This is a genomic window from Paenarthrobacter sp. YJN-5 (genome assembly GCF_015040095.1).
GTDB lineage: Bacteria > Actinomycetota > Actinomycetes > Actinomycetales > Micrococcaceae > Arthrobacter > Arthrobacter ureafaciens.
On the sequence record NZ_CP053544.1, the window covers coordinates 3,725,029 to 3,747,512 of the forward strand.

Sequence of the window (22,484 nt, forward strand, 5' to 3'; positions counted from 1 at the left end):
CGTTTTAGCGCTGAGACGGCACCTCGACCATCGTGGAGAGACCTTCCCAGGTGTGCGTCTCGTTATTCAGAATCGTGGAATCCGAGCCTGTTCCCCGTATCTCCCTCAGACCAAACTGATACCCCGTGATGGCATACTCGCTGTGACTGTTGTCTTTTGGAGCTTGAGGCAACAGAAGTGCGACGTATTCTTTCCCCACTTCGATATCAATATCGTCCGTGATTTTAGCTTGGACATATTTTGAGTCAGTTGGCTTCTGACCCCGATTGAGCTGCAGAATCTTCTCCTGCTGTTCTTTGTTTAGGCTGTTCCAATAATCGTCATAGGTCACTGTCCCGCCCACCCGTGAGTACGCGAGCTGGGTACCCGGCTTAAGGTCTCCCTTGTAAACCTCGCGGACTGACATCTTCCCGAACGTCTGCGGGAAGACAGGCTGCTCTGACACCGGGCTGGAAGTCCGGCCACCGTCGATTGAGTCTATGTGCACCCGTGCAACGACGGGGTACTTGTTGAACCCGTAGAAGGGGTCCTTCGGATCCCAGAGGAAGTCCACCTCGGTGCCAGCCTGTCGTATCTGGTCCGGCGGGATGTCGGCGTAGGCATCGTTGGAGTTCTGCCCTACCAATTGGGACACCTGATGAGAGCCGGAAAGCTGTCCAGCACCCGGGTTTGCCGCACACGACGCTACGCCGGACACCGATACGATGAGTAAGAGAAGAACCAGAATTTTTGGTGAGTTCGACATGAAAAATTCCCCCATTTTTCTAATACAGAATATTGACTGCGTCATTATCAACTACTGTGACTCGCTGGACCACTCGACCAGCCGCTGTTTGACACATAACGCTAAAGGGATTCGCATTATAATGCGCCAGGCCAAATGCATGTCCGATCTCATGAATCGTTGTACCTAGGGCCGCCTCATTGCTAGTTCCTGGTGAACTGTACACATCATTATTTATGTGAACTTCTGCATAGGTCCAATTTGATGACGAAGGATCAACTACACCCCCGGTACTCGAGAAGAATGCTGTCCAGGCAAGGACATCGTGCGTTCCACCAAAGTAGGCATCGTTGTGTTGATGAAAATCGAGTTTTGATCCCATGTTACTGCTGGTGAAGCTAATGTAAACGGGGTTGTCCCAGCCCGGGTACATCCAGTTATTTGCCGCATTCGTGATATACCACTGCCAGTTGCCAACACCGGACGAATAGTTAAGCCAGGCTGTTACGTTACCGACTCCACCTGCATACCTATAGCCAAAAGTCGGGGTCGCAGCATTAGCACTTGCTATGGGCAGCAACGCCATAAAGACGGCAGCTACTGCCGCGAGCAAGGACCTTCTGATTCCATTTTGACGGTCCTTACCGCGTGAGTAGCATGCCTGCCGTACCTCTCGGCCCGGCACGGAGCTCAAAGTTCGAGCCCTGAGATCAATACGCGACCGTCGATTCAATAGACCATGAAAATCGGATGTGACTTTATACATCACTTGCCCCCCTTAGTGACAAAGAGAAATACTTCCATCGCAAACAAATACGCGCCCGGCTCTTTCCTTCCCAAATGAAGAGAACCAGGTAGGAAGTTGGCAGCAAATCGTTAGATTCTCGATCTCCGAACCGACGACACCCTCAGATGGTAGGCCTCCTCATCATTCAATGTCATCAGTTTGAGCTGAGGAATTCTATAAATTGCAAAAAAACTAGAAGGAAATCATCGATATTCAGTAATATACTGGATTATCACAGAAATATTCTGCATGTACCGTCACGAATGATGGATGCTCGCCACTTAAGCCCTCACGTATTGATCAGCGTGTGAAGCAGAAACAGGGCGCCCCGCAAGCAGTTAACGCCCTTGCCCCTGCGGGCGTCGGTCGGCCAGCACAAGGTCGGCGGTATCGCAGCGCTCGTCGCTCCCACCTGTGATCAGCACCGAGCACGAGGTCGCCGGATCGTCCGCGGCCAGCATGCACGTGGGCCGATTCGGCTGAGACGTATCAGAGAGTACGCGAAGGAGTAGATCCTCGTCCGCCACAGCCTGCCGTCGTTGGTTGCTTGTGCTCTCGTTGCCGGAGCGCACATCCGGGCGACATATTCAAAGCCGATGACCAAACGCCCGTTGCACGCCGCAATCCGTCCAGACGAGGAGTAAGGACCTAGCCACTGAATGAATAGGTGTTTCACCATGACCCCGATGTCACGGGCGTCACTACGCGATAACTGGGTAAATCTAGTGCTGGAAGACGGCGATCACTGCCAGGTCGCGGCCGGCGTAGCGCTCTGCGTCTTGGAGGATTTCGCAGACCACCCCGAATGAGCGGTCCGTCCGGTAAGCCGCGGGGACCTGCCAGATCATGGTGACCGGAGCATCGCCATCCTCCGACAAGGAATCGGCGAAGTCATGCAGGGAGTCATTGAGGGCATCCAGGTTCACGCCGTAGTACTCAGGGAAATCCAGGACCTGGCCGAAGACCTCGAGGACGGCCTTCTTGGTGTCCGCCGGGGGCACCAGGATAGTGCGGCGGCCTGCGTCAGAAACCTGCTCCTGCAGTTCTTCGAGCGTCCAGGTGTCAGCTGAGTAGATCTTCATGGGCTCCTACTTGTCCTCGACGATGAACTTGAACGATTCGTAGTGGTCCGCGGTGTAGTACTTGGCGGCGTCCTTGCCCACGATGATCCGCCGCGCGCCCCGGTCTGACTCCCCCGGCGTCGGCACCGTGTACTCCTTATAGAAGCCGCTTCCCTTCTTGGGCAGGAGTCCTTCGAAGTTACCGAAGTTCACGCCGTCACGGTCGTAAGGGTAAGGGCCGCCCTTCGCGATGAGGGCAAGGGTCTGCCGTGCTTCCTTGGGCAACTGGGAGGCGTTGACGGCCGGCAATCCGGAAGGATTTTCCGGTGCCCGGCCAGCAGCAGGAGGCGCCGACGTCGTACTTACCGCGGTGCCGGGTGACTCCACAGGTGCCGTTGGCACCTGCTGGCCGCTGACCATGGCGACAACCAGCAGGACGACGGCGATCACCAAACCTGCGAACGCCGCCAGCCTGCTGCGTTTCATGCCGGGAACTCCTCAGGTTTCAGGTGCGGTAGACGTTGATGGTGTTGGCATGCAGGATATCCCGTTCACCGGACGCTACCAGCGCACCCTTACGGCGTTCGTGGAGCACCGAAGTGGTGAAACGGAGCTCGAACATACGTTTCCCGACGCCCGTCTCGCTCAAAATCTCCGGCAGGACCATCCGAACGTCATGGTTGCTGCCGTTGATCACGATCAAGCCGCGCACTTGGCTGTCCTCGTCACCCATCAGAAGTTGGACACACCGGACGCCGGGATCGTTCCAGCGGGCCGGGGTCATGCGTTTGCCGTTGTCATCAAACCACTGAAGGCTGGAGTCGTCGGCCATCGCAGGGAAGCTCTCAGGCTGCTGGCTCAGGAACCATCTCCGAAGGCGGACCAACTCGCGGGTGGTCCGGAACAGTGAGTGGGCCTCGTGGGTGCGGCTCCAGTCCAACCAGGCAGTGGGGTTGTCCTGGCAATAGGCGTTGTTGTTCCCATGCTGCGTCCGCCCGAGTTCATCACCGGCTGTGATCATCGGAACGCCAATGGACAGCAAAAGGGTAGCCATGAGGTTGCGGACCGACAGGGCGCGGGCAGCAACGATCGCCTCGTTCTCACTGCGGCCTTCGAAGCCGTGGTTGTAGCTGCGGTTATCGCCGTGGCCGTCCCTGTTTTGCTCGCCGTTGTCTTCGTTGTGCTTACGGTCGTAGCTGACGAGGTCCGCAAGGGTGAAACCGTCGTGGGCCGTGACGAAGTTTACCGATGCCAGCCGCGTCCTGCCTGAAGCGGCAAACAGCTCCTGGGAACCGGCCATGATCTGCGCGAGCTTCGCTACCGACCCGCCGTGGCCACCGGCCTCGATGGCGGCGCGGTCGGAAAGCCAGAAGTTGCGGACGCCGTCGCGGAAATGGTCATTCCAGTCAGCCCAGCCGCGGGGGAACCGTCCCGTCTGCCAGCCGCCGTAACCGACGTCCCACGGCTCGGCAATCAGCTTGACCGAGGAGAGCACGGGATCTTCCGCGATCGCGCGCAGGAACGGGTGGTTCGGGTCGTATTGGTTTCCGGAATCGCGGCAAAGCGTCACAGCGAGGTCGAAACGGAAGCCGTCCACGTGGAAGTCGTTGACCCAGTAGCGCAACGAGTCCAAAGCCAGGTCCACCACAACGGGATCGCTGAAGTCCAGTGTGTTGCCACAGCCGGTGGTGTCCAAGTAGCGGCCGTGGGCATCGTGGCGGTAGTACCGTTTCTCCGCCAGTCCGCGGAAGCTGATGGGAGGCCCGTCCGGTCCGGCCTCGGCTGTGTGGTTGTAGACCACATCCAGGAGCACCTCGATCCCGGCAGCGTGGAGCAGCTTGACCATGCCTTTGAGTTCATCCTGGACCGCATGAGGCCCGGCGTTCCGCGCAGCTTCGGTGGCGTAGGAGGACTGCGGCGCGAAGAAAGCTATGGTGTTGTAGCCCCAGTAGTTGGTCAGGCCAAGGTCCTGAAGGTGCGACTCATCCAGGTGGAAGTGGATAGGAAGCAGCTGGACAGCCGTCACACCCAGTTCCGTCAGGTGCTGGATCATCACGGGATGGGCCATGCCTGCATATGTTCCACGCAGGTGCGCGGGGATGTCCGGGTGCAACATCGTCTGGCCGCGGACATGGGCCTCGTAGATGACCGTGTTCCGCAGCGGAGTCCGCGGCGCGGCGTCATCTCCCCAGTCAAAGTCCCGGGCCATATGCACGCTCGTCAGGAATTCGCCCCGCTGGTCCACGGCGCGGCCGTAAGGGTCCAGCAACAGGGGCTGTCCGCCGTCGTCGTCAAAATCCACCGAGGGCACGGACACCGGAAGTCCACCGCCTTCAGGAGCGGCGCGGAAACCGTACCGGGTGCCGGGCGGAACCCCGTCCACGATGCCGAAGTGGATGCCGTCGGCCTTGTTCGGCAGAGTGTGGACGCGCCATCCCTCGCCTGGCGCCTGGTACGCCATCTCCACACGCTCCAGATCCGGGGCGAACACTGCCACGTTGACGTGACCGATGGGTGCGGAGGCAGCATTAGTCTCCCCGGACTGCGGTGAGCTCAGTCCGAGCGGCGCGGGACGGGAGGCGTCCACGGCGGCTGCTGTTTCCAAAATAGGCATGACCATTGATTGCAAGTTTAGTTCCACGCCAACTATGTGCCGCTTCCTCCTTCCATGTGACGACATACGCGGCACTTCCTTGCAGCGCTGCCATACTGGGAGGTACGGAACTGGAGGTACACATCGTGCGCGTGGCACTTGCCCAAGTCATCACAGGCCGGGATCTGGACGGGAACCTGCGGATCCTGGAGGAGTATGCCCGACGAGCCAAGGAAGGCGGCGCCGGCCTTGTGGTCTTTCCGGAAGCCATGATGCGTGCGTTCGGCAACTCGCTGCTGGACATTGCCGAGCCCCTCGACGGCCCCTGGGCAGCCCGGGTCCGCGAACTCGCCAAGGAGCTGGAGCTGGTGATCGTTGCGGGGATGTTCACGCCCGGCACCCCCTCGGAGTCCGGAAAAGCCCGCGTACGGAATACCCTTTTGGCCACCGGCCCGGGCGTAGAGGCCAGCTACGACAAGATCCACTTGTTCGACGCATTCGGCTTTGCGGAGTCCGATACCGTCGAGCCCGGCACAGACCCCGTGACGTTCGACGCCGATGGCCTCACCTTTGGTCTGGCCACGTGCTACGACATCCGTTTCCCCGCCCTGTTCACCGAGAACGCCCGGCGTGGCGCGGTGGTCAATATCGTCTCAGCATCCTGGGGATCCGGCCCCGGCAAAGCTGAGCAGTGGCAGCTCCTTGCCCGCGCCCGGGCCGTGGATACCACCACGTTCGTCCTTGCCTGCGGCCAGGGTGATCCCGCTACCCAAGGAGTGGAAACCAAAGGCACGGCACCCACGGGAGTGGGGTACTCCGCCGTCGTTTCCCCGTTCGGCCAAGTGCTTGAATCACTCGAAGGCGAGCCGGGACTGATTTTTGCCGACCTCGACGGGACCGTAGTACAGGAAGCCCGCCAAAAGCTCCCGGTGCTGGCCAACCGCCGCGACTTCTAGCGTTCCTCTGGCACATCCCACCCGCTCCCACCGGTCGCTCTGGCACATCCCACCCGCTTCCGCCGGTTACTCTGCCACATCCCACCCGCGGCGGACGTACTGCGGGTGTCCGGGAGGCGCCGTCGTGAGCTGATCCACGCAGAACGGCAAACGCTCCCCCACCGGCTTGAGGTGAGAGAGCGTTAGCCGAAACGCGTCGGGATGTGAGAGAGGAACCCTCAAAACGCGTCGGGATGTGAGAGAGGAACGGGGCTAGTTTGCCGAGCGCTGCCGGGAGACCTCATAGAGGGAGATGCCGACGGCCATGGAAGCGTTCAGGGACTCCATGGCGGAGTCGATCGGGATGGAGACGATCTGGTCGCAGTTCTCGCGCACGAGCCGGCTGAGGCCCTTGCCTTCGGAACCCACCACGATGCACACCGGTTCGGTAGCGACCGTGAGGTCCGGGAGGGAGACGTCGCCGCCACCGTCCAGGCCCAGAACGTAGATGCCCATCTCCTTGAACTGCTTGAGGGCGTTGTTCAGGTTGGATGCCCGTGCCACGGGGACACGCACGGCAGCTCCCGCGCTGGTCTTCCACGCGGAAGCGGTCACACCTACGGAGCGACGTTCGGGCACGATGACGCCGTGACCGCTGAAGGCAGAAACCGAACGAATGATGGCGCCAAGGTTGCGGGGGTCAGTGATGCCGTCCAGGGCAACGAAGAGCGGAGCATTGGAGATGTGCCCCTTCTTCCACTTGGCTACCGTTTCTTCGGCGAGATCGTAAGCGTCCTCGTACTCGTACGGCGGAATCTGCAGGACGAGGCCCTGGTGCACGGCGTCCTCGGTCATCCGGTCGAGCTCGGACTTCCCGGCCTCCAGCAGCGGGATATTCCGTTCAGCAGCAATCTTGAGGGATTCCTTGACGCGGTCGTCCATCTCGATCCGGATGGCCACGTGCAGCGCCTTGGCCGGGATGCCGGCGCGCAGGGCCTCCACCACTGAGTTGCGGCCAGTCACCAGCTCTTCAGTGGCGCGGCCCTTGGGACCAGTGCTCCGGCGTGCGCCTGCGCCGCGGGGACCTGCACCGCGCTTGGCTGCCGAACGCTCGGCCAACTGCTTGTTCTTGTAGGCCTTGTGGTAGACGCGGTCCTCCGCCTTGGGGGTGGGGCCTTTGCCTTCGAGTGCCTTGCGGCCGTGGCCACCGGTTCCGACGGTGGGGCCCTTCTTCTTCTTGACCGACCGGTTACCGTTGTTGGCCATGGGATTCCATCCTTGATGTTGTAATGAGTCTGGAATCAAGTCTACTGACCCAATGCAATTCGGCGGACGAGCCGTCTTGTCAGCCGCGCTTCAGGCTCCACGTTGCGCCGTCGGGCCCGTCCTCAACCACGATGCCGGCTGCGGCGAGCGTGTCGCGAATCGCGTCCGACGCGGCCCAGTCCTTCGCCGCACGCGCGGCTGCCCGGGCTTCAAGCTGCGCCTCGACCAGCACCTCGAGGGCGGCGTGTTCACGGCCCTGCACGGCTTCGGGGCGTTTCACGGCGTCCAGTCCCAGGACCGAGGTCATGGCATTGACGCTGTAGAGGGCCTGCTTGGCAGCCTCAAGATCTCCGGCGGCCAGCGCCGTGTTGCCCGCACGAACCGTCTCGTGAAGGACGCCCAGTGCCTGCGGGACGTTCAGGTCATCGTCCATCGCGGCGGCAAAGGCGGCCGGCATGTTGGCCTGCGGCGCTACGGCATAAGCGCTCGGTCCGCCCATGTCGTGCTGAACCTTGGCAGACGCTTTCGCGATGAAACCGTCAATGCGTTCGACGGCGGCAGCCGCCTCCTGGAGCGACGTCGGCCGGTAGTCCAGGACAGAGCGGTAGTGGGCCTGCCCGAGGTAGTACCGGACCACCCTGGGCGAGGCCACGTCCAGCATCTCGGCCGGGCTGATGGTGTTGCCTATGGACTTGGACATTTTTTCGCCCTCGTAGGTCACCAAGCCGTTGTGCATCCAGAAGTTGGCGAAGTCATCCCCGGCGGCCTGGGACTGTGCCATCTCGTTCTCATGGTGCGGGAAACGGAGGTCGAGTCCCCCGCCGTGGATATCGAAGCGCTTGCCGAGGTACTTGGTGACCATGGCGGAGCATTCGAGGTGCCACCCAGGACGGCCGGCACCCCAGGGCGAAGCCCAGCTGGCGGTTTCCGGTTCGCCTTCCTTGAAGCCCTTCCACAGCGCAAAGTCGCGGGGATCTCGTTTGCCGCGAGGGTCTGCGTCCGCGGCTCCCTGCATGTCATCTACGTTCTGACGCGTGAGCGAACCGTACTTGCTCCAGGAACGGACATCGAAGTAGACGTCTCCGGAGTCATCGAGGGCAGGGTAGGCGTGGCCGCGGTCGATGAGCCGCTGAATCAGCGCGTGCATCTCCGGGATGTGGCCGGTGGCGCGGGGTTCGTACGTGGGCCGCTGGACGCCGAGGGTCTCATAGGCCTGCTCGAATTCCAGCTCGTAGCGGTAGGCCAGTGCCCACCATTCCTCGTCCTGCTTGGCTGTGGGCTCGGCGTCCCAATCGGGCCCGAAGGACCGCTCGGACTTTGCCAGGATCTTGTCATCAATATCCGTGACGTTGCGCACCACGGTGACCCGCAGGCCGCGGAATTCCAGCCATCGGGTCAGTTGGTCGAACGCGATCGCCGAACGGACGTGGCCCACGTGCGGCATGCCCTGCACGGTGGCCCCACAGTAGTAGACACTCGCCTTGCCGGGTTCGAGGGGAACGAAGTCACGGACTTCGGCGGAGGCAGTGTCATAGAAGCGCAGGGTCACCGCTCCAGATTAGCCGATGCCGGACCGTGCCCGGCTTACTTGCAGAACTCGCCGATCTTGTTGAACTGGACCGTGAGCTGCTGCTGTTGCTCCTGGGTAGCCGCTCCGAGCGACGAGGACGCGGCCTTGTCCATGATGGCCGCCATCTCCTTGATGGGGTCCGCGATCTCCGGGGCGAGTTTTTCCGAGAGTTGGTGATAGTGCCCGGCCAGCTGTTTGGACTGCTGTTGCTGGTTGCCGTCCGGCTTGAAGGAATCGTTGTTCAGGAACTCGCAACTGGCTTTCACGTCCATCTTTGGAGTTCCGTCGCAGCCGGCCAGCATCAGTGCCGTCCCGAGGGCTGCTATTGCTGCGGCGGCCGGAAAACGTACGACGCCGGAACGCGGCTTACGCATCCTGCCCGCCGTTCGCGGTGGCCGGCTGCCCGGCGTCCGCGGTAGCCGGCTGTCCAGGCTCCGGTAGCTGGTAAACCACGGCCGTGGCGACTGCCGAGATCCCTTCACCGCGCCCCGTGAATCCGAGGCCATCACTGGTGGTCGCCGTGACGCTGACGGGTGCACCGGCGGCTTCGCTGAGGACCCGCTGTGATTCTTCCCGCCGAGGGCCGAACTTGGGACGGTTGGCGACGAACTGCACGGCCACGTTTCCGATCCCGAATCCTGCGGCACGGACAATGCGCGCGGCTTCGCTCAGGAGCTTCACTCCGGAAGCGCCTGCAAACTCGGGGCGGTCCGTGCCGAAGTGCGTGCCGAGGTCGCCGATTCCGCAGGCGGAGAAGAGCGCATCCGCGGCCGCATGGGCGACGCAATCGCCGTCGGAATGGCCTGAGAGCCCCTGTTCGCCCTCCCAGAACAATCCTCCCAACCACAGCGGCTGGGGGTCGTCGGCGGGTGCGAAGGCGTGCACGTCAATGCCGATTCCGGTGCGAGGCAGGATCGGTGCGGCTTGGTTCATCAGCCCTCCACCCAGCGCATCCCCAAGGGGCCTTCCAACAAGCCTTCGGCGATGATGAGGTCCAGCGGTGTGGTGATTTTCAAGGACTGGCTGGCACCCCGGACCGCATGCACCGGAACTCCGAGGAGTTCCACCAACATGGCGTCGTCAGTAACCGACGCAGACTGTTGGTCATCGAAATCTGCTGCGGCCCCATGGGCACGGCGCAGCGTTGCCAGCTCAAAACCTTGAGGCGTCTGGACTGCGCGCAACTGCTCCCGGTTGGCGGTCCCCGTGACCACTTCCGGCGCGATCTCCGTCTCTGCCCCGCTTGTAGCCGCCACCGTCTTAATGGTGTCAACCACCGGCATCGCCGGAATGACCGACTTCGCCCCCGCAGCAAGGGCCTCGGCAACGCGCTGGAAGACACGCTCGGGCGCAAGGGCCCGGGCGGCGTCGTGCACCAGCACGAATTCAGTGCCTTCCTCCAAGGCGGCAAGGGCGGCGCGCACGGAGTCCGCGCGGGTAGACCCTCCGTCGACGACCGTCACTTCGGGTCCGCCGTCCACCAGTTCCACGGTGAAATCAGCGATCAGCTCACGCATATCCGTATCCCCCTTGGGCACGGCAACGCAGATCTGGCGTGCAACGTCTGCCGCCACCACCCCGCGGAGGGCATGCATGAGGATGGACTCACCGCCCAAAGGAACCAGGGCTTTAGGCATGCCGTAGCCCAGGCGCTCCCCTGAACCGGCTGCAACTACGATGACGGCCGTAACCGAGCGCATTGAAGGATTACTCATGCGCCAAGGTTACTGGAAGACAAAAAAGAAACCCGGCGGCGCTTTCGCACCACCGGGCATCAATTCTTAGGAAGCCAAGACCTCGTCGAGAACGCTTGCTGCCTTCTCTTCGTCTGTCTTCTCAGCCAGCGCCAGTTCTGAAATCAGAATCTGCCGCGCCTTGGCCAGCATGCGCTTCTCACCTGCGGAAAGGCCGCGATCGTGATCACGACGCCAAAGATCGCGGACGACCTCTGCCACCTTGATGACATCACCCGAAGCAAGCTTCTCCAGGTTTGCCTTGTAACGACGTGACCAGTTGGTGGGCTCTTCAGTGAACTCGGCGCGGAGGACGTCAAATACGTGCTCCAAACCATCCTTGCCCACTACGTCCCGGACCCCAACAAGGTCAACATTCTCTGCTGGAACTTCAATGGTCAGATCACCCTGAGCCACCTTGAGCTTGAGATACATCTTCTCTTCGCCCTTGATGGTGCGCATCTTGATTTCCTCAATTTTTGCTGCACCGTGGTGAGGGTAAACTACTGTCTCGCCGACCTCAAAAACCATGTGGACTTTCCCCTTTCCCGCAGACTAGTCTATCACGATTAAGGCATACGACTGGCATCGGACGGCCCCTCCTCCCGCGCAAATAAAGGGAAAAAGGCCCGAAAGGGCCCTAAAGAACCCCTTGACGAAAACTGTGAAAGATGCATTAGTCAATCGAAGTGAATGCCCGGGCTCTCCCGCGTGCGCGCCAGCGGGCACGCGGTCGCACGCGGTTGTATCCGCCGTCGCGGGCGCCACAAAGGCTTCCCGAATCCTCGTTTCGGCCTATTTGCCGATAGGCTATGGCTGAAAACTTTCCAATGACTCTTGAGGAGTAGGTGTCGTGCGCATTTCTGCGATGAACACTGTCCAGCGCGGCAAGCTGGCAATTGCGGCCGCTGCAATCGGCGTCGGTCTTCTGTCCGTCACCGGCTGCGGTTTCGTCAACGCCCAGCAGACTCAGCACCAGTACTCGGCTTCCGACGGGGTCAAGGCTGACCTCGGCCAGCTGCAGTTGCGCAACATCCTTATCGTGGCTTCCGGCGAGAAGGAGCCCGGACGCGTCATCGGCGCTGTCTTCAACCAGGGCACCTCGGACGCTACCCTGACCATCAGCGGCGCAAACGGCTCCCAGACCGAAATCCCGGTCAAGGCAAACTCCGAGACGTACCTGAACACCGGTTCCGACTCCGCGATCCTCAGCAGCGCTGGCATCAACCCCGGCGGCCTGACCCCGGTGACCATCCGCAGCGGTTCCGATTCCGCCACGATCAACGTGCCTGTTGTGGACGGCACGCTTCCTGAGTACAAGGAATACCTGCCCACCCCCAGCGGTTCGGCATCACCCACCTCCACGGAGTCCGGTTCGGCCTCGCCCTCCGCTACCTCCACCGAGTCGGCTGGAGCCGGCCACTAGGACCGCGCTCTTACAAGCAACTGCAAGGGAGGGGTTCCGCTACGGCGGAACCCCTCCCTTGTTTGTTTCTTCGTGGCCACGGCCAATCCGCCTTTGGGCCTACGGCTCGAACTTGTACCCCAGTCCGCGGACGGTGACCAAATAGCGGGGGGCCGAGGGATCCGGCTCAATCTTGCTCCGAAGCCTCTTGACGTGGACATCCAGGGTCTTGGTATCCCCCACATAGTCCGAACCCCACACCCGGTCGATCAACTGTCCGCGGGTCAACACGCGCCCGGAGTTGCGCAGGAGCATCTCCAGCAGTTCGAATTCCTTGAGGGGCAGGGAGACTTGCTGCCCATTAACGCTCACCACGTGCCGTTCTATGTCCATGCGGACAGGCCCGGCCTGCACGGTGGAAGAGATCAGCTCCTCGGGCTCGCCTTGGCGGCGAAGGACGGCCCGGACGCGTGCCACCAATTCACGCGAAGAGTACGGCTTGGTGACGTAGTCGTCGGCACCGAGTTCCAGGCCCACTACTTTGTCGATCTCCGAGTCCTTGGCGGTCAGCATGATCACCGGCACGCTGGAGCGTTGCCGCAATTGCCTGCACACTTCAGTTCCTGGTGTCCCCGGCAACTGCAGGTCAAGCAGGACGAGGTCTGCCCCGTTGCGATCGAACTCCACCAAGGCATCACTGCCGTTGTCCACTACTTCAACGTCGAAACCCTCCTTGCCCAATAGGTAGGACAGTGGGTCGCTGAAGGACTCTTCGTCCTCCACGATCAAAATCCGGCTCAAGCGCTGGCTCCTTGCTCTTGGGCGCCGCTGGCGCCCTCTTGTTGGCTTTCATTGCGAGCGTGGCCCGCTCGTTGGGGTTCGACGGCGGCGCTCCCCTGCTGCTGTCCGGGAAGCGGAACCGGGCTGGCAGCGGAAGGCGGCAGTCCGCCGTCGTCCTGGCTTTCTAGCTCCGGCAAGCGGATGGTGAACGTGGAGCCGTGGTCGGGCTGGGACCATACCGTCACTTCGCCGCCGTGGTTGGAGACAATGTGCTTGACGATGCTCAGCCCCAAGCCCGTGCCGCCGGTGTGGCGGGAGCGGGCGGCGTCAACGCGGTAGAAGCGCTCGAACACGCGCTCCTGGTCTTCGGGAGTCAGCCCTTCGCCCTGGTCCGTCACCGACACCGCGACGACGCCTTCACGGGTCCGGACGCCCACTCCCACCTGGCTGTTTTCGGGCGAGTAGCGGATGGCGTTGTCGATGAGGTTGCGCAGTGCGGTCACCAGCAAGTCCCGGTCGCCGAAGACTTCGGTGTCCGCATGGCCTCCCACCACTATCCGTATGTTCTTGCTCTCTGCCGGCAGCTGGGAGCGGTCCACGGCCTCCAGGATCACGGCGTTGACGTCCACGGCGTTGCCCTGCTGGGCGACGTTGGCGCCTTGCAGGCGTGACAATTCGATGATGTCCTGCACCAGGGCTGCGAGGCGGCCCGATTCCTTGTGCATGCGCTTGGCGAAACGGCGAACGGCCTCCCCATCATCCGCGGACGCTTCGAGGGCTTCAGCCAAAAGGGAGATGGCCCCTACCGGGGTCTTGAGTTCGTGGGAAACGTTGGCCACGAAGTCGTTGCGGATTTCCTCCGTGCGGGTGATCTCTGTGCGATCGTCGGCGAGCAGCAGTATGTATTCCTGCCCGAGCATCGCTGCCCGGACCTGCACAACAATCGCGCCTTTGCCCATCGGACCCCGCGGCAGCTCGTACTGTTCTTCCAGGATCACGCCGTCGCGGCGGACCTTGGCGGTCATTTCCAGAAGCTGCTTGTGGACCACCGTGTGCCCGCGGACCAAGCCATAGGCATAGGCGCCGGGGCTGGCCCGGACGACGCCGTCGATCGCATCCACCACCACGAAAGCACGGCCCACCACGGACAGTACTTCTGCTGCCCCTTCGGGAAGCACGGGCTCGGAGATGCCTAAGTCCTCGATCTTCCGTTGCCGCTCACTGATGCCGAAAGCGAGCATGCCGAACACGCCCAAGGACAGGCCAACCAGGCCGGCAATGACGCCTACGAGCAACGGATCCACTCGACCAGCTTATGCTGTGCAAACGTGGCGATGCATGGTTCCGGAGGCAAACCCGAACGGTTCAACTAACGTTCACCTAAAGGTGCGGAACCGTTCACGGGCTACTGTCAATGTTGCTTGTTGGACTACCCGTGGTTTTTGCGATCCCGGCCGCCGCCTGTGCCGGGTCTCGAAGGAAAGGACGCCTTAGTGCGCAAGGTTTTTCAGTCGGAGCTCACCCAGGTTGGCGACGACCTCATCGAGATCTCCAAACTCGTTCACGAAGCTATCACCAAGGCCACCACTGCGTTTGAATGTGCCGACGTTGACCTTGCCCAAGACGTCATCGCGGCCGATGCGCGCATCGATTTCCTGCAGAACAGCCTGGACGAGCGTGCCATCGACATCCTTGCCCTCCAGGGTCCGGTGGCAAGCGACCTGCGCATGATTGTTGGCTCGCTTCGCATGAGTGCCTCGCTGGAACGAATGGGCGACCTCGCACGGCACGTCGCCCAGCTGGCCCGGCTCCGCTACCCGGCCAACGTCATCCCCTCTTCGCTCACTGAGACTTTCCAGGCCATGGCCCGGTACGACGTTGAGATCGTCGCCAAGGTCATCGAGCTCCTGGAGACCCGCGACCTCGAAGTTGCCCGCGACATCCTCAAGATCAACATCGCGGTGGACGACCTCCACCTGAGCGTCTTCAAGGCGATCGCTGCTCCCGAGTGGAAGGAATCCGCTGCCACCACAGTGGATGTTGCCCTTGCGAGCCGCTACTTCGAGCGCTTCGCCGACCATGGGGTCTCGGTTGCCCGCAAGGTCACCTATCTGGTCACCGGAGAATGGCAGCCCGAGGGCTTCTAGTACAGGGCAGTTAAATCACGACGGCGGTCCGGTCACCCAAGGTGACCGGACCGCCGTCGTATGTCTACTGCTGAGGCGTTCTTCGCCGAGGCGTCGAAGCCCTACTTCTTGCCTTGGTTGGCCACTGCAAGGATGGCCTCGGCAGCGGCATCTGGGTCCAGGTAGGTGCCGCCCGGGGTGACGGGCTTGAAGTCCTCGTCCAGTTCGTAGACCAGCGGGATGCCGGTCGGGATGTTCAGCGAGGCAATGGCGTCATCGCTGATGCCGTCCAGGTGCTTAACGAGAGCACGCAGGGAGTTGCCGTGTGCCGTGACCAAGACGGTCTTGCCGGCCTTGAGGTCTTCCTTGATGTCCGACTCCCAGTAGGGAAGCAGGCGGACGAGGACATCCTTGAGGCACTCCGTGCGGGGAAGGGCATCGCCGAGGTCCTTGTAGCGGACATCGTTGGCCTGCGAGAACTCGCTGTTGTCGTCCAGGGGCGGCGGCGGAGTGTCGTAGCTGCGGCGCCATTCCATGAACTGCTCTTCGCCGAACTCGGCGAGGGTCTGGGCTTTGTCCTTACCCTGGAGGGCACCGTAGTGACGCTCATTCAGGCGCCAGTCACGCTTGACCGGGATCCAGCCGCGGTCGGCCTTGTCCAGGGCGATGTTCGCCGTGTTGATGGCACGCTTCAGCAGCGAGGTGTAAAGGACGTCCGGGAGAACGTTGTTCTCGACCAGGAGTTCCCCGCCGCGCGCTGCTTCCTTGCGGCCTTGGTCGTTCAGGTCAACGTCCACCCATCCGGTGAACAGGTTCTTGGCGTTCCATTCGCTGTGGCCATGGCGCAGCAGAATCAGCTTGTAAGTCATGGTTTTCATCCTAGCCGAGGCGTGTTCCCTCCCGCCGGGCATTACGCCGTGCACCGGGGCTGGGCTCTGGGGCTGGGCTCTGGGCTCTGGGGCTGGGCTCTGGGGCGGTGTGGTCCGTTGGGCGCTCGGGAAACACGGGTTGTTCGTGGGCGGCCGCACCCGTTTCCGCCCGGCGCGCCCGTAGTTTTGCGCCATCGCTCCCGTACACGCACAGCGCCCCCATAACCACGGGAGCGGCAGGCGGCAAAGGGTGCGCCCAAGACAACCCCACGCCGAACCACATGTCCCCCACACAACCGCTCTCGTTCCCGAACAGCGCACGGGTTCTTCGTGGCGCCGCACCCGTTTCCGCCCAGCGCACCCCTACATCGGCGCCATCGCTCCCGTTCACGCACAGCGCCCCCATAACCACGGGAGCGGAAGGCGGCAAAGGGTGCGCCCAAGACAAGGCCACCCCGAACCACATGTCCCCCACCCAACCGCTCCCGTTCCCGCACAGCGCACGGGTTCTTCGTGGGCGCCGCACCCGTTTCCGCCCGGCGCGCCCCTACTTCGGCGCCATCGCTCCCGTTCCCGCCCGGCGCCCCCATAACCACGGGAGCGGAAGGCGGCGAAGGGTGCGCCCAAGACAACCCCCAAGCCCCAAGCCCGCAGCCCGCAGCCGCAGCCCCCACCCCGGACCACCCGTAACCACGACGCCGCGGCCCCCCACACACCCCGCCTCGCGCACCGCCAGGGCCGCACCGATACAGTGGAGCCGTGGTGCAAAAAGCTGAACGGGTAGCCTCTCCCCGGAGCCGGGGCGGGAAGCCGGTGGGCAACGTGACCCGGGGCACCACGAATCCCAACAGGATGCGTCGGTTGGACAGGTGGTTGGCCGGCCCGCAGGCGTGGCGGCTCCGCACCGCCGTCGAGCCCCTTGTCATCGACCTGGGCTACGGCGCCTCGCCGACCACCGCCGTCGAACTTTTTGAACGGCTGCAAGCAGTCCGGCCGGACGTCCGCGTCTGCGGAATCGAGATCGAACCAGAGCGCGTGCGCACCGCGAAGCCGTTGGAACGGCGGGGCCTGAGCTTCCATGTGGGAGGGTTCGAGCTCCCTGTCCCCGGCAAGCCGGTCATTGTCCGGGCCTTCAATGTGCTCCGGCAGTACGAGGAAGCCGACGTTCCGGAGATCTGGCATCTGGTTCAGTCTCGGCTGGCGCCGGGTGGGTTGTTCATTGATGGAACGTGTGACGAAATCGGCCGTCGGGTCACGTGGGTGGCTTTGGACCCGCACCGACCCCTGAGCCTCAGCTTCTCCGTGCGTTTCGGCAGCTTGGAGCAGCCATCGGACGTGGCTGAGCGGCTGCCAAAGGCCCTCATCCACAGGAACGTTCCAGGCGAGCCGATCCACACGTTCCTGCAGGCCATGGACCGGGCGTGGCTGGAGGCCGCACCGCTGGCGTCGTTCGGGAATCGGCAACGCTGGACGCAGATGTGCCGCACACTGCGCGACGCCGGATGGCCGCTGCTGGATGGACCGTCGCGGTGGCGGCTGGGTGAATTAACAGTGGCGTGGGACGCCGTGGCGCCCCGCCGGGAGGATCCTTACCAGGGTCCGTAAGGTCCGACGTTGCGGTTGCCTCCGCTGCCGGCTTCGCGGACAGCAGGACGGACGTCGGCGAGGTACACGCAAGCCGCGGTCACGGCGGCGATGCCGAAGAGGCCCAGTCCCCCTCCACCACCGAGCAAGCTCAGCGCACCGATAGCGAAAGCGATGCCGGTGAGGGCGGCCCAGAACGTCTTGGTGCGCTTGGAGGCAGCGACAAAGAGGGTGGGGCGGTGGCGCAAGCAGTCCACGAATGCCCAGACCTCAAGAGCCAAGGCCACCAATCCCAAGATGAAGTAGACCCCGCTGGTGACAATGCCAATCAAGTATTTTCCGTCCACGCCTTTTAGCCTAGCTGCCCAGCGACTTCAGCGCTTGCTCGAGGTCGGCCCAGAGATCCTCGACGTTCTCGATGCCGACGCTCAGGCGCACCAGGTTCTCCGGAACGCTGAGTGGCTCTGCCGTGTGCCGGCGTCGACGTTCAATGAGGGATTCAACTCCGCCCAAGGAAGTAGCAGGGAGCCACAGTTCAAGGGCCCGGACCAGTTCATCGGCCGCGTCCGCCCCGCTGCGGGCGGCGTCCCCTGCGATCTGGATACACAGGATGGAGCCGAAGCCCAGCATCTGGTCCTTGGCGCGTTGGTGGCCGGGGTCCGACGGGAGGCCCGGGAACCGGATTGCCTCAACACGGGGGTGGAGGCTTAGCCGCTCGGCCAGGATCGCCGCCGAGGCCTGCGACCGTTCAATGCGAAGCGCCAGTGTCCGCAGGCCCCGCAGGGCAAGCCACGCCTCGAACGGACCGGCGATTCCGCCGTGGATGATGCGGTGGTGCAGAAGGGCGGCGCGCAGTTCCGGATTGGACGTCACCAAGGCACCGAGGACGACGTCGGAGTGCCCGGCCAGGTATTTGGTCACCGAGTGGAGTACGACGTCGGACCCCAGGCTGAGGGGCTTCTGCACCAACGGTGTCGAGAAAGTATTGTCCGTAACCACGATCGCGCCCACGGCGTGGGCAGCCTCGGTCAGGGCCCGGATGTCGGCGATGCCGAGCATGGGGTTGGTGGGGCTCTCGAGCCACAGAAGGTCGGCGGGCTTGCCGTCTGCAGGAGCGATCAACGCTTTGACGGCCTCGGTATCCGCGATGTCCACGGTCCGCAGTTCAAGGACGCCTTTTTCTGCCAGCTCCGTGGCCATGACAAGCGAACCTGCGTAACTGTGCGAGGGCATGACCACGACGCCGCCGGCCGGCACCAAGGAGAGTGCGGAGCTGACTGCAGCGAGGCCGGAAGCGTACAGCAGGCCGGGGAGCTCCGCGCCTTCGAGCTTGGCGAGGGCTTCCTCGAACGGGTCCCAGGTGGGGTTGGCGTAACGTCCGTAGCCGCGGTCGCCGTCTCCCAGCGAACCAGTTCCGAAGTATGTGGAGGACAGGACGATGGGTGGATTGACCGGTTCATCGTGCTTGCGTTCAGGCCGCCCGGCAGCAACCACAAGGGTTTCCGGGGACAAATCAGCAGCATGGTGATCGGAAAGGCTCATGGATTCAGGGTACGGCTGCAGAACCCTGTGGATGAAAGGCGTTACGCAGCTTTATGTCAGGGAAGCTCGGTAGGCTAGTCGGGTGAGTATCCAGAGCCCAGGTCTTTTCATCGCGTTCGAAGGCGGGGACGGAGCGGGCAAGTCCACGCAGGCCGCCCGGCTCTTCGACGCCCTCGAATCCAAGGGCCTTGAGGTGCTGCGGACACGCGAACCCGGCGGAACTCCCATTGGCGAGAAGCTGCGCTCCCTGGTGCTGGACCACGGCCACGGCACCATAGATGCCCGTACGGAGGCGTTGATGTTCGCCGCTGCCCGTGCTGCACACGCCAGCCAGGTGATCCGTCCGGCCCTGGCGTTGGGCCACGTGGTCATTACCGACCGCTACATTGACTCCTCCGTCGCCTACCAGGGCGCTGGCCGCGGGCTGGGCGCCGAGGACGTCAGGTCGCTCAACGAATGGGCAACCGAAGGGCTCCACCCGCACCTCACGGTACTGCTCGACGTCGAGCCCTCCGACGGTCGCGAACGGCGGACGGCGGGCGACGCCGCCGAGGACCGGCTGGAATCCGAACCCGACACTTTCCACACAGCAATCCGGGATGCCTTCCTCCAGTTGGCCGCCGCCGCGCCGGACAGCTACCTGGTGCTGCCCGCGGCCTTGGACATCGAGACGTTGGCTGCACGGATCCTCGAACGGGTGGAAGCCCTGTTGGGTGATCGGGTCAGCCAATGAGCGTATGGGATGACCTGCAGGGACAAGCCCCGGTAGTCGCACAGTTGAAACAGGCCGCCCAGTCAGAGAGCGGCCTGACCCATGCGTGGCTGTTCACGGGTCCGCCCGGATCCGGCCGTTCCAATGCCGCCAAGGCCTTTGCTGCGGCCCTCAACTGCCAGCAGGACGACGTCACTTTGCGGGGTTGCGGCGAATGCCCGGCGTGCCACACCATCCTTGGCGAAACACACTCGGACGTTACGTTCGTGCGGACCGAGAAAGTCACCATCACCATTGACGAGGCCCGGGAATTGGTAGCCAAAGCCGGCGACCGGCCTTCCACCGGCCGTTGGCGCATCATCGTGGTGGAGGACGCCGACCGCATGGCCGAACGGACCACCAACGTGCTGCTCAAAGCCATCGAGGAGCCCACTCCCCGGACCATATGGATGCTGTGCGCACCCTCCCCTGCGGACGTGCTGGTAACCATCCGTTCGCGATGCCGTCCGGTAACCTTGCGCTTGCCTCCTGCCTCCGACGTCGCCGATCTATTGGTGAGGCGCGACGGCGTCGAACGTGGCCTTGCCGAGCGGGCCGCACGCGCGGCACAGAGCCACATCGGCATCGCCCGGAGACTGGCCCGCGACGCCGACGCCCGGGAACGCCGCTTGGAAACAGTCCGCATTCCGCTTGGCCTGCGCGGAGTAACGGCAGCGGTGATGATGGCCGAAAAGCTGGTGAAGATCGCCACGGAAGAGGCCAACAGTTCCAACGACGAACGCGACGCTGCGGAAAAAGTGGCATTGTTGGCAAGCCTCGGGGCGCCCGAATCCGGCACCCTTCCGCCGTCGATGCGCAGCCAGGTCAAGCAGCTGGAAGACGACCAGAAGCGCCGCGCCAAGCGCTCCGTCACGGATTCGCTGGACCGGACCCTGACGGACCTGCTGTCCTTCTACCGTGATGTCCTCATCATCCAGCTTGGGAACGCGGTGGACCTGGTTAACGTTGAGCTACAAAGCGAGCTGGAAGAGTACGCGCGCCAGTCCGCCCCCGAAACCACGCTCGCCCGGATGGACGCCATCAATAAGGCACGCGTCCGCATCACCACTACCAACGTGGCACCGCTGTTGGCAGTGGAGTCAATGGCTACAAGCCTGATCCAGCAATAGGAGAATCCATGAAGTCCGCACCCCGCCGGTTCGCCGCGTTCTGCCTCGCCATGGTGTCCATGCTGGTGCTCAGCGCATGCTCCCTGCCGTTCCTTCCCGCCCCCACCGCCAAACCTTCCACCAGTACGGTGGACCCCTCAATCGCTGCGTCCGCGCCGGAAGGACTGGAGAAGTTCTACTCCCAGGGGGTGGAGTGGAGTTCCTGCGAAGACGGGTTCGAATGCGGCAAGGTGCAGGTCCCCCTGGATTACGGAAAACCGGATTCGGAGGAGATCACCCTCTCAGCCATCAAGCTCGCAAGCAACGGCAGCAAGAAAGGCACGGTCCTGATCAACCCGGGCGGGCCGGGCGGCTCCGGAGTCGACTTCGTCAAGGACAGCGGAAAGTCGCACTTCACCCAGAAGCTGCGCTCCAACTACGACATCGTGGGTTTCGATCCCCGCGGCGTTAAGAGGTCCGCACCTGTGACCTGCATGTCCTCGGATGCCGAACGGGACGCTGCGCGTGAGAAGGACTTCCGGAAGGACACGGATGAGGGACTGGCCGCTGCGCTGGCCTTCAACAAAACGGTGGCCAAGCAGTGCGCCGAAAAGACCGGGCCGGTCCTTGAACACATTGATACCGTGAGCGCTGCCAAGGACCTTGACGTCCTCCGGGCCGTGGTCAACGACGCCAAGCTCAACTATCTCGGTTACTCCTACGGAACGTTCCTGGGTTCCACGTACGCAGACCTGTTCCCGGAGAACGTCGGGCGGCTGGTCCTCGACGGCGCGGTTGACCCCTCCATCAGCAACGAAGAACTCACCGCTGGTCAGGCGAGGGCGTTCGAGAAAGCCATCCGGACCTACGTAGCCAACTGCCTGGGCCAAAACAACTGCCCGCTGAGCGGCGGAGTAGACAACGGCGTCCAAGAGATCCGGGACCTCATCAATGCGGTGGACGCGAATCCGCAGACTGCCCGGGACGGACGGCTCGTCACGGGAACCGAATTCGTGAACGGCCTGATTCTGCCGTTGTACGACAACCAAAGCTGGCCGGCTTTGACCCAGGCGTTGGAGACCGCTTTCTCCGGAGATGTCTCCCAGATACTCCGCATCGCGGACCTCGGCGCGGACCGGGACCCCAGCGGAAAATACACCTCCAACTCGGCCTTCGCCTTCACTGCCATCAACTGCCTTGACTACCCCATGGTCACGGACACCGCCGGGATGCGCGCAGAAGAAGCCAAGCTCAAGCAAGACTCCCCCACGTTCGGCAGCTTCTTCGCCTACGGCGGCCTGACGTGCAAGGAATGGCCGTACCAGCCCAAACGCCAGCCGGCACCCGTCGATTACACGGGTTCCGCACCCATCGTGGTGATCGGCACCACCGGCGATCCGGCCACGCCTCTGGAATGGTCGGAGTCCCTTCGCAAGCAACTGGAAAACGCCGCCCTGGTGACCTGGGAGGGTGAGGGGCACACAGCCTACGGCCGCTCCAACTCCTGCGTCAGCACCGCCGTCGACGACTACTTCGTAGACGGCAAGCTGCCGCAGGACGGCTTGAAATGCTAGGGCTCCTGCCCGTTTTGACCCGGGCCGCGTGACTCGATTACAGTTATGTCTTGCGTGATCGGCCGGAAACGGCAG

General features: G+C 62.9%; 23 protein-coding genes. 7 read left to right on the forward strand and 16 right to left on the reverse strand.

Translation table 11 applies throughout. The features are described 5' to 3' along the window. Nucleotides 1-4: 4 nt before the first annotated feature. The 5 genes from HMI59_RS17235 to glgX form a co-directional block, all read right to left on the reverse strand. On the reverse strand, nucleotides 5-790 hold the full coding sequence (locus HMI59_RS17235) for a hypothetical protein (protein ID WP_193591992.1): 786 nt from the start codon (nucleotides 788-790) through the stop codon (nucleotides 5-7). After that, the gene (locus HMI59_RS17240) at nucleotides 765-1,337 is read right to left on the reverse strand and encodes a matrixin family metalloprotease (protein WP_193591993.1); all 573 of its coding nucleotides are present in this window, start codon (nucleotides 1,335-1,337) and stop codon (nucleotides 765-767) included. The genes HMI59_RS17235 and HMI59_RS17240 overlap by 26 nt, the downstream gene beginning before the upstream one ends. A gap of 896 nt (nucleotides 1,338-2,233) precedes the next feature. Next, entirely contained in the window at nucleotides 2,234-2,593 is a 360-nt protein-coding gene (locus tag HMI59_RS17245) for a barstar family protein (RefSeq protein ID WP_062095291.1), read from the reverse strand. A gap of 6 nt (nucleotides 2,594-2,599) precedes the next feature. Further along, nucleotides 2,600-3,058: a ribonuclease domain-containing protein gene (locus HMI59_RS17250; RefSeq protein WP_193591994.1), complete on the reverse strand. Its 459-nt coding sequence runs from the start codon at nucleotides 3,056-3,058 to the stop codon at nucleotides 2,600-2,602. Nucleotides 3,059-3,077: 19 nt separating this feature from the next. Further along, a complete protein-coding gene (glgX, locus tag HMI59_RS17255) occupies nucleotides 3,078-5,192 on the reverse strand; it encodes a glycogen debranching protein GlgX (protein WP_193591995.1) in 2,115 nt (704 codons plus the stop codon). A 119-nt stretch (nucleotides 5,193-5,311) separates the two neighbouring features. Here glgX and HMI59_RS17260 point away from each other — a divergent pair, with 119 nt between their 5' ends. After that, entirely contained in the window at nucleotides 5,312-6,121 is an 810-nt protein-coding gene (locus HMI59_RS17260) for a carbon-nitrogen hydrolase family protein (RefSeq protein WP_193591996.1), read from the forward strand. A gap of 252 nt (nucleotides 6,122-6,373) precedes the next feature. On the opposite strand, the gene rlmB is transcribed toward HMI59_RS17260, so the two are convergent. The 6 genes from rlmB to HMI59_RS17290 all read right to left on the reverse strand — a co-directional run bounded on the left by rlmB (nucleotide 6,374) and on the right by HMI59_RS17290 (nucleotide 11,200). After that, the gene (gene rlmB, locus HMI59_RS17265) at nucleotides 6,374-7,366 is read right to left on the reverse strand and encodes a 23S rRNA (guanosine(2251)-2'-O)-methyltransferase RlmB (RefSeq protein ID WP_021474274.1); all 993 of its coding nucleotides are present in this window, start codon (nucleotides 7,364-7,366) and stop codon (nucleotides 6,374-6,376) included. 79 nt (nucleotides 7,367-7,445) lie between these two features. Beyond that, entirely contained in the window at nucleotides 7,446-8,915 is a 1,470-nt protein-coding gene (cysS, locus tag HMI59_RS17270; protein WP_069695433.1) for a cysteine--tRNA ligase, read from the reverse strand. Between the two features lie 35 nt (nucleotides 8,916-8,950). Then, complete coding sequence (locus HMI59_RS17275; protein ID WP_193591997.1) at nucleotides 8,951-9,310, reverse strand: hypothetical protein; 360 nt, start codon at nucleotides 9,308-9,310, stop codon at nucleotides 8,951-8,953. Then, on the reverse strand, nucleotides 9,303-9,869 hold the full coding sequence (gene ispF, locus HMI59_RS17280) for a 2-C-methyl-D-erythritol 2,4-cyclodiphosphate synthase (RefSeq protein ID WP_227471436.1): 567 nt from the start codon (nucleotides 9,867-9,869) through the stop codon (nucleotides 9,303-9,305). The genes HMI59_RS17275 and ispF overlap by 8 nt, the downstream gene beginning before the upstream one ends. Continuing rightward, complete coding sequence (gene ispD / locus HMI59_RS17285; protein WP_193591998.1) at nucleotides 9,869-10,651, reverse strand: 2-C-methyl-D-erythritol 4-phosphate cytidylyltransferase; 783 nt, start codon at nucleotides 10,649-10,651, stop codon at nucleotides 9,869-9,871. Before ispD ends, ispF begins: the two co-directional genes overlap by 1 nt. Before the next feature lie 66 nt (nucleotides 10,652-10,717). Further along, nucleotides 10,718-11,200 carry a CarD family transcriptional regulator gene (locus tag HMI59_RS17290; protein WP_009357288.1) on the reverse strand — a complete coding sequence of 161 codons (483 nt, stop codon included), beginning with the start codon at nucleotides 11,198-11,200 and terminating at the stop codon, nucleotides 10,718-10,720. Nucleotides 11,201-11,537: 337 nt separating this feature from the next. On the opposite strand from HMI59_RS17290, the gene HMI59_RS17295 reads away from it, so the two are divergent. Beyond that, nucleotides 11,538-12,095, forward strand: a complete 558-nt coding sequence (locus HMI59_RS17295; RefSeq protein ID WP_193593808.1) for a hypothetical protein — start codon at nucleotides 11,538-11,540, stop codon at nucleotides 12,093-12,095. Nucleotides 12,096-12,194: 99 nt separating this feature from the next. Here the strand turns inward: HMI59_RS17295 and HMI59_RS17300 are convergent, their stop codons facing one another. Both HMI59_RS17300 and HMI59_RS17305 read right to left on the reverse strand, forming a co-directional pair. Next, a complete protein-coding gene (locus HMI59_RS17300) occupies nucleotides 12,195-12,875 on the reverse strand; it encodes a response regulator transcription factor (RefSeq protein ID WP_021474268.1) in 681 nt (226 codons plus the stop codon). Beyond that, nucleotides 12,872-14,149 carry a cell wall metabolism sensor histidine kinase WalK gene (locus HMI59_RS17305; protein WP_193593809.1) on the reverse strand — a complete coding sequence of 426 codons (1,278 nt, stop codon included), beginning with the start codon at nucleotides 14,147-14,149 and terminating at the stop codon, nucleotides 12,872-12,874. Before HMI59_RS17305 ends, HMI59_RS17300 begins: the two co-directional genes overlap by 4 nt. Nucleotides 14,150-14,347: 198 nt before the next feature. Between HMI59_RS17305 and phoU the strand changes: the two genes are divergently transcribed. Beyond that, a complete protein-coding gene (gene phoU / locus HMI59_RS17310) occupies nucleotides 14,348-15,001 on the forward strand; it encodes a phosphate signaling complex protein PhoU (RefSeq protein WP_193591999.1) in 654 nt (217 codons plus the stop codon). A gap of 101 nt (nucleotides 15,002-15,102) precedes the next feature. Here phoU and HMI59_RS17315 read toward each other — a convergent pair whose 3' ends face one another. Continuing rightward, the gene (locus tag HMI59_RS17315) at nucleotides 15,103-15,849 is read right to left on the reverse strand and encodes a phosphoglyceromutase (protein WP_166187497.1); all 747 of its coding nucleotides are present in this window, start codon (nucleotides 15,847-15,849) and stop codon (nucleotides 15,103-15,105) included. A gap of 759 nt (nucleotides 15,850-16,608) precedes the next feature. On the opposite strand from HMI59_RS17315, the gene HMI59_RS17320 reads away from it, so the two are divergent. Then, on the forward strand, nucleotides 16,609-17,454 hold the full coding sequence (locus HMI59_RS17320; RefSeq protein WP_193592000.1) for a class I SAM-dependent methyltransferase: 846 nt from the start codon (nucleotides 16,609-16,611) through the stop codon (nucleotides 17,452-17,454). Here the strand turns inward: HMI59_RS17320 and HMI59_RS17325 are convergent. Both HMI59_RS17325 and HMI59_RS17330 read right to left on the reverse strand, forming a co-directional pair. Beyond that, nucleotides 17,439-17,780, reverse strand: coding sequence for a DUF2516 family protein (locus HMI59_RS17325; protein WP_166186864.1), 342 nt, complete (start codon nucleotides 17,778-17,780; stop codon nucleotides 17,439-17,441). The genes HMI59_RS17320 and HMI59_RS17325 overlap by 16 nt on opposite strands. A 10-nt stretch (nucleotides 17,781-17,790) precedes the next feature. Next, on the reverse strand, nucleotides 17,791-18,975 hold the full coding sequence (locus HMI59_RS17330) for a PLP-dependent aspartate aminotransferase family protein (protein ID WP_193592001.1): 1,185 nt from the start codon (nucleotides 18,973-18,975) through the stop codon (nucleotides 17,791-17,793). 82 nt (nucleotides 18,976-19,057) lie between these two features. Here HMI59_RS17330 and tmk point away from each other — a divergent pair, with 82 nt between their 5' ends. The 3 genes from tmk to HMI59_RS17345 are packed head-to-tail and all read left to right on the forward strand — an operon-like array spanning nucleotide 19,058 to nucleotide 22,409. After that, nucleotides 19,058-19,708 carry a dTMP kinase gene (gene tmk / locus HMI59_RS17335; RefSeq protein ID WP_193592002.1) on the forward strand — a complete coding sequence of 217 codons (651 nt, stop codon included), beginning with the start codon at nucleotides 19,058-19,060 and terminating at the stop codon, nucleotides 19,706-19,708. Continuing rightward, nucleotides 19,705-20,856 carry a DNA polymerase III subunit delta' gene (locus tag HMI59_RS17340; RefSeq protein ID WP_021474260.1) on the forward strand — a complete coding sequence of 384 codons (1,152 nt, stop codon included), beginning with the start codon at nucleotides 19,705-19,707 and terminating at the stop codon, nucleotides 20,854-20,856. Before tmk ends, HMI59_RS17340 begins: the two co-directional genes overlap by 4 nt. An 8-nt stretch (nucleotides 20,857-20,864) precedes the next feature. Continuing rightward, nucleotides 20,865-22,409: an alpha/beta hydrolase gene (locus tag HMI59_RS17345; RefSeq protein WP_166186861.1), complete on the forward strand. Its 1,545-nt coding sequence runs from the start codon at nucleotides 20,865-20,867 to the stop codon at nucleotides 22,407-22,409. The last annotated feature ends 75 nt before the right edge of the window (nucleotides 22,410-22,484 follow it).

Bases quoted from the DNA above. Each gene is read 5' to 3' on its own strand.
- HMI59_RS17330 (WP_193592001.1), bottom strand. From the start codon at position 18,975: ATGAGCCTTTCCGATCACCATGCTGCTGATTTGTCCCCGGAAACCCTT.
- ispF (WP_227471436.1), bottom strand. From the start codon at position 9,869: ATGAACCAAGCCGCACCGATCCTGCCTCGCACCGGAATCGGCATTGAC.
- HMI59_RS17295 (WP_193593808.1), top strand. From the start codon at position 11,538: ATGAACACTGTCCAGCGCGGCAAGCTGGCAATTGCGGCCGCTGCAATC.
- rlmB (WP_021474274.1), bottom strand. From the start codon at position 7,366: ATGGCCAACAACGGTAACCGGTCGGTCAAGAAGAAGAAGGGCCCCACC.
- HMI59_RS17290 (WP_009357288.1), bottom strand. From the start codon at position 11,200: ATGGTTTTTGAGGTCGGCGAGACAGTAGTTTACCCTCACCACGGTGCA.
- glgX (WP_193591995.1), bottom strand. From the start codon at position 5,192: ATGGTCATGCCTATTTTGGAAACAGCAGCCGCCGTGGACGCCTCCCGT.
- HMI59_RS17315 (WP_166187497.1), bottom strand. From the start codon at position 15,849: ATGACTTACAAGCTGATTCTGCTGCGCCATGGCCACAGCGAATGGAAC.
- ispD (WP_193591998.1), bottom strand. From the start codon at position 10,651: ATGAGTAATCCTTCAATGCGCTCGGTTACGGCCGTCATCGTAGTTGCA.
- HMI59_RS17340 (WP_021474260.1), top strand. From the start codon at position 19,705: ATGAGCGTATGGGATGACCTGCAGGGACAAGCCCCGGTAGTCGCACAG.
- HMI59_RS17345 (WP_166186861.1), top strand. From the start codon at position 20,865: ATGAAGTCCGCACCCCGCCGGTTCGCCGCGTTCTGCCTCGCCATGGTG.
- HMI59_RS17245 (WP_062095291.1), bottom strand. From the start codon at position 2,593: ATGAAGATCTACTCAGCTGACACCTGGACGCTCGAAGAACTGCAGGAG.
- HMI59_RS17235 (WP_193591992.1), bottom strand. From the start codon at position 790: ATGACGCAGTCAATATTCTGTATTAGAAAAATGGGGGAATTTTTCATG.
- HMI59_RS17275 (WP_193591997.1), bottom strand. From the start codon at position 9,310: ATGCGTAAGCCGCGTTCCGGCGTCGTACGTTTTCCGGCCGCCGCAGCA.
- HMI59_RS17250 (WP_193591994.1), bottom strand. From the start codon at position 3,058: ATGAAACGCAGCAGGCTGGCGGCGTTCGCAGGTTTGGTGATCGCCGTC.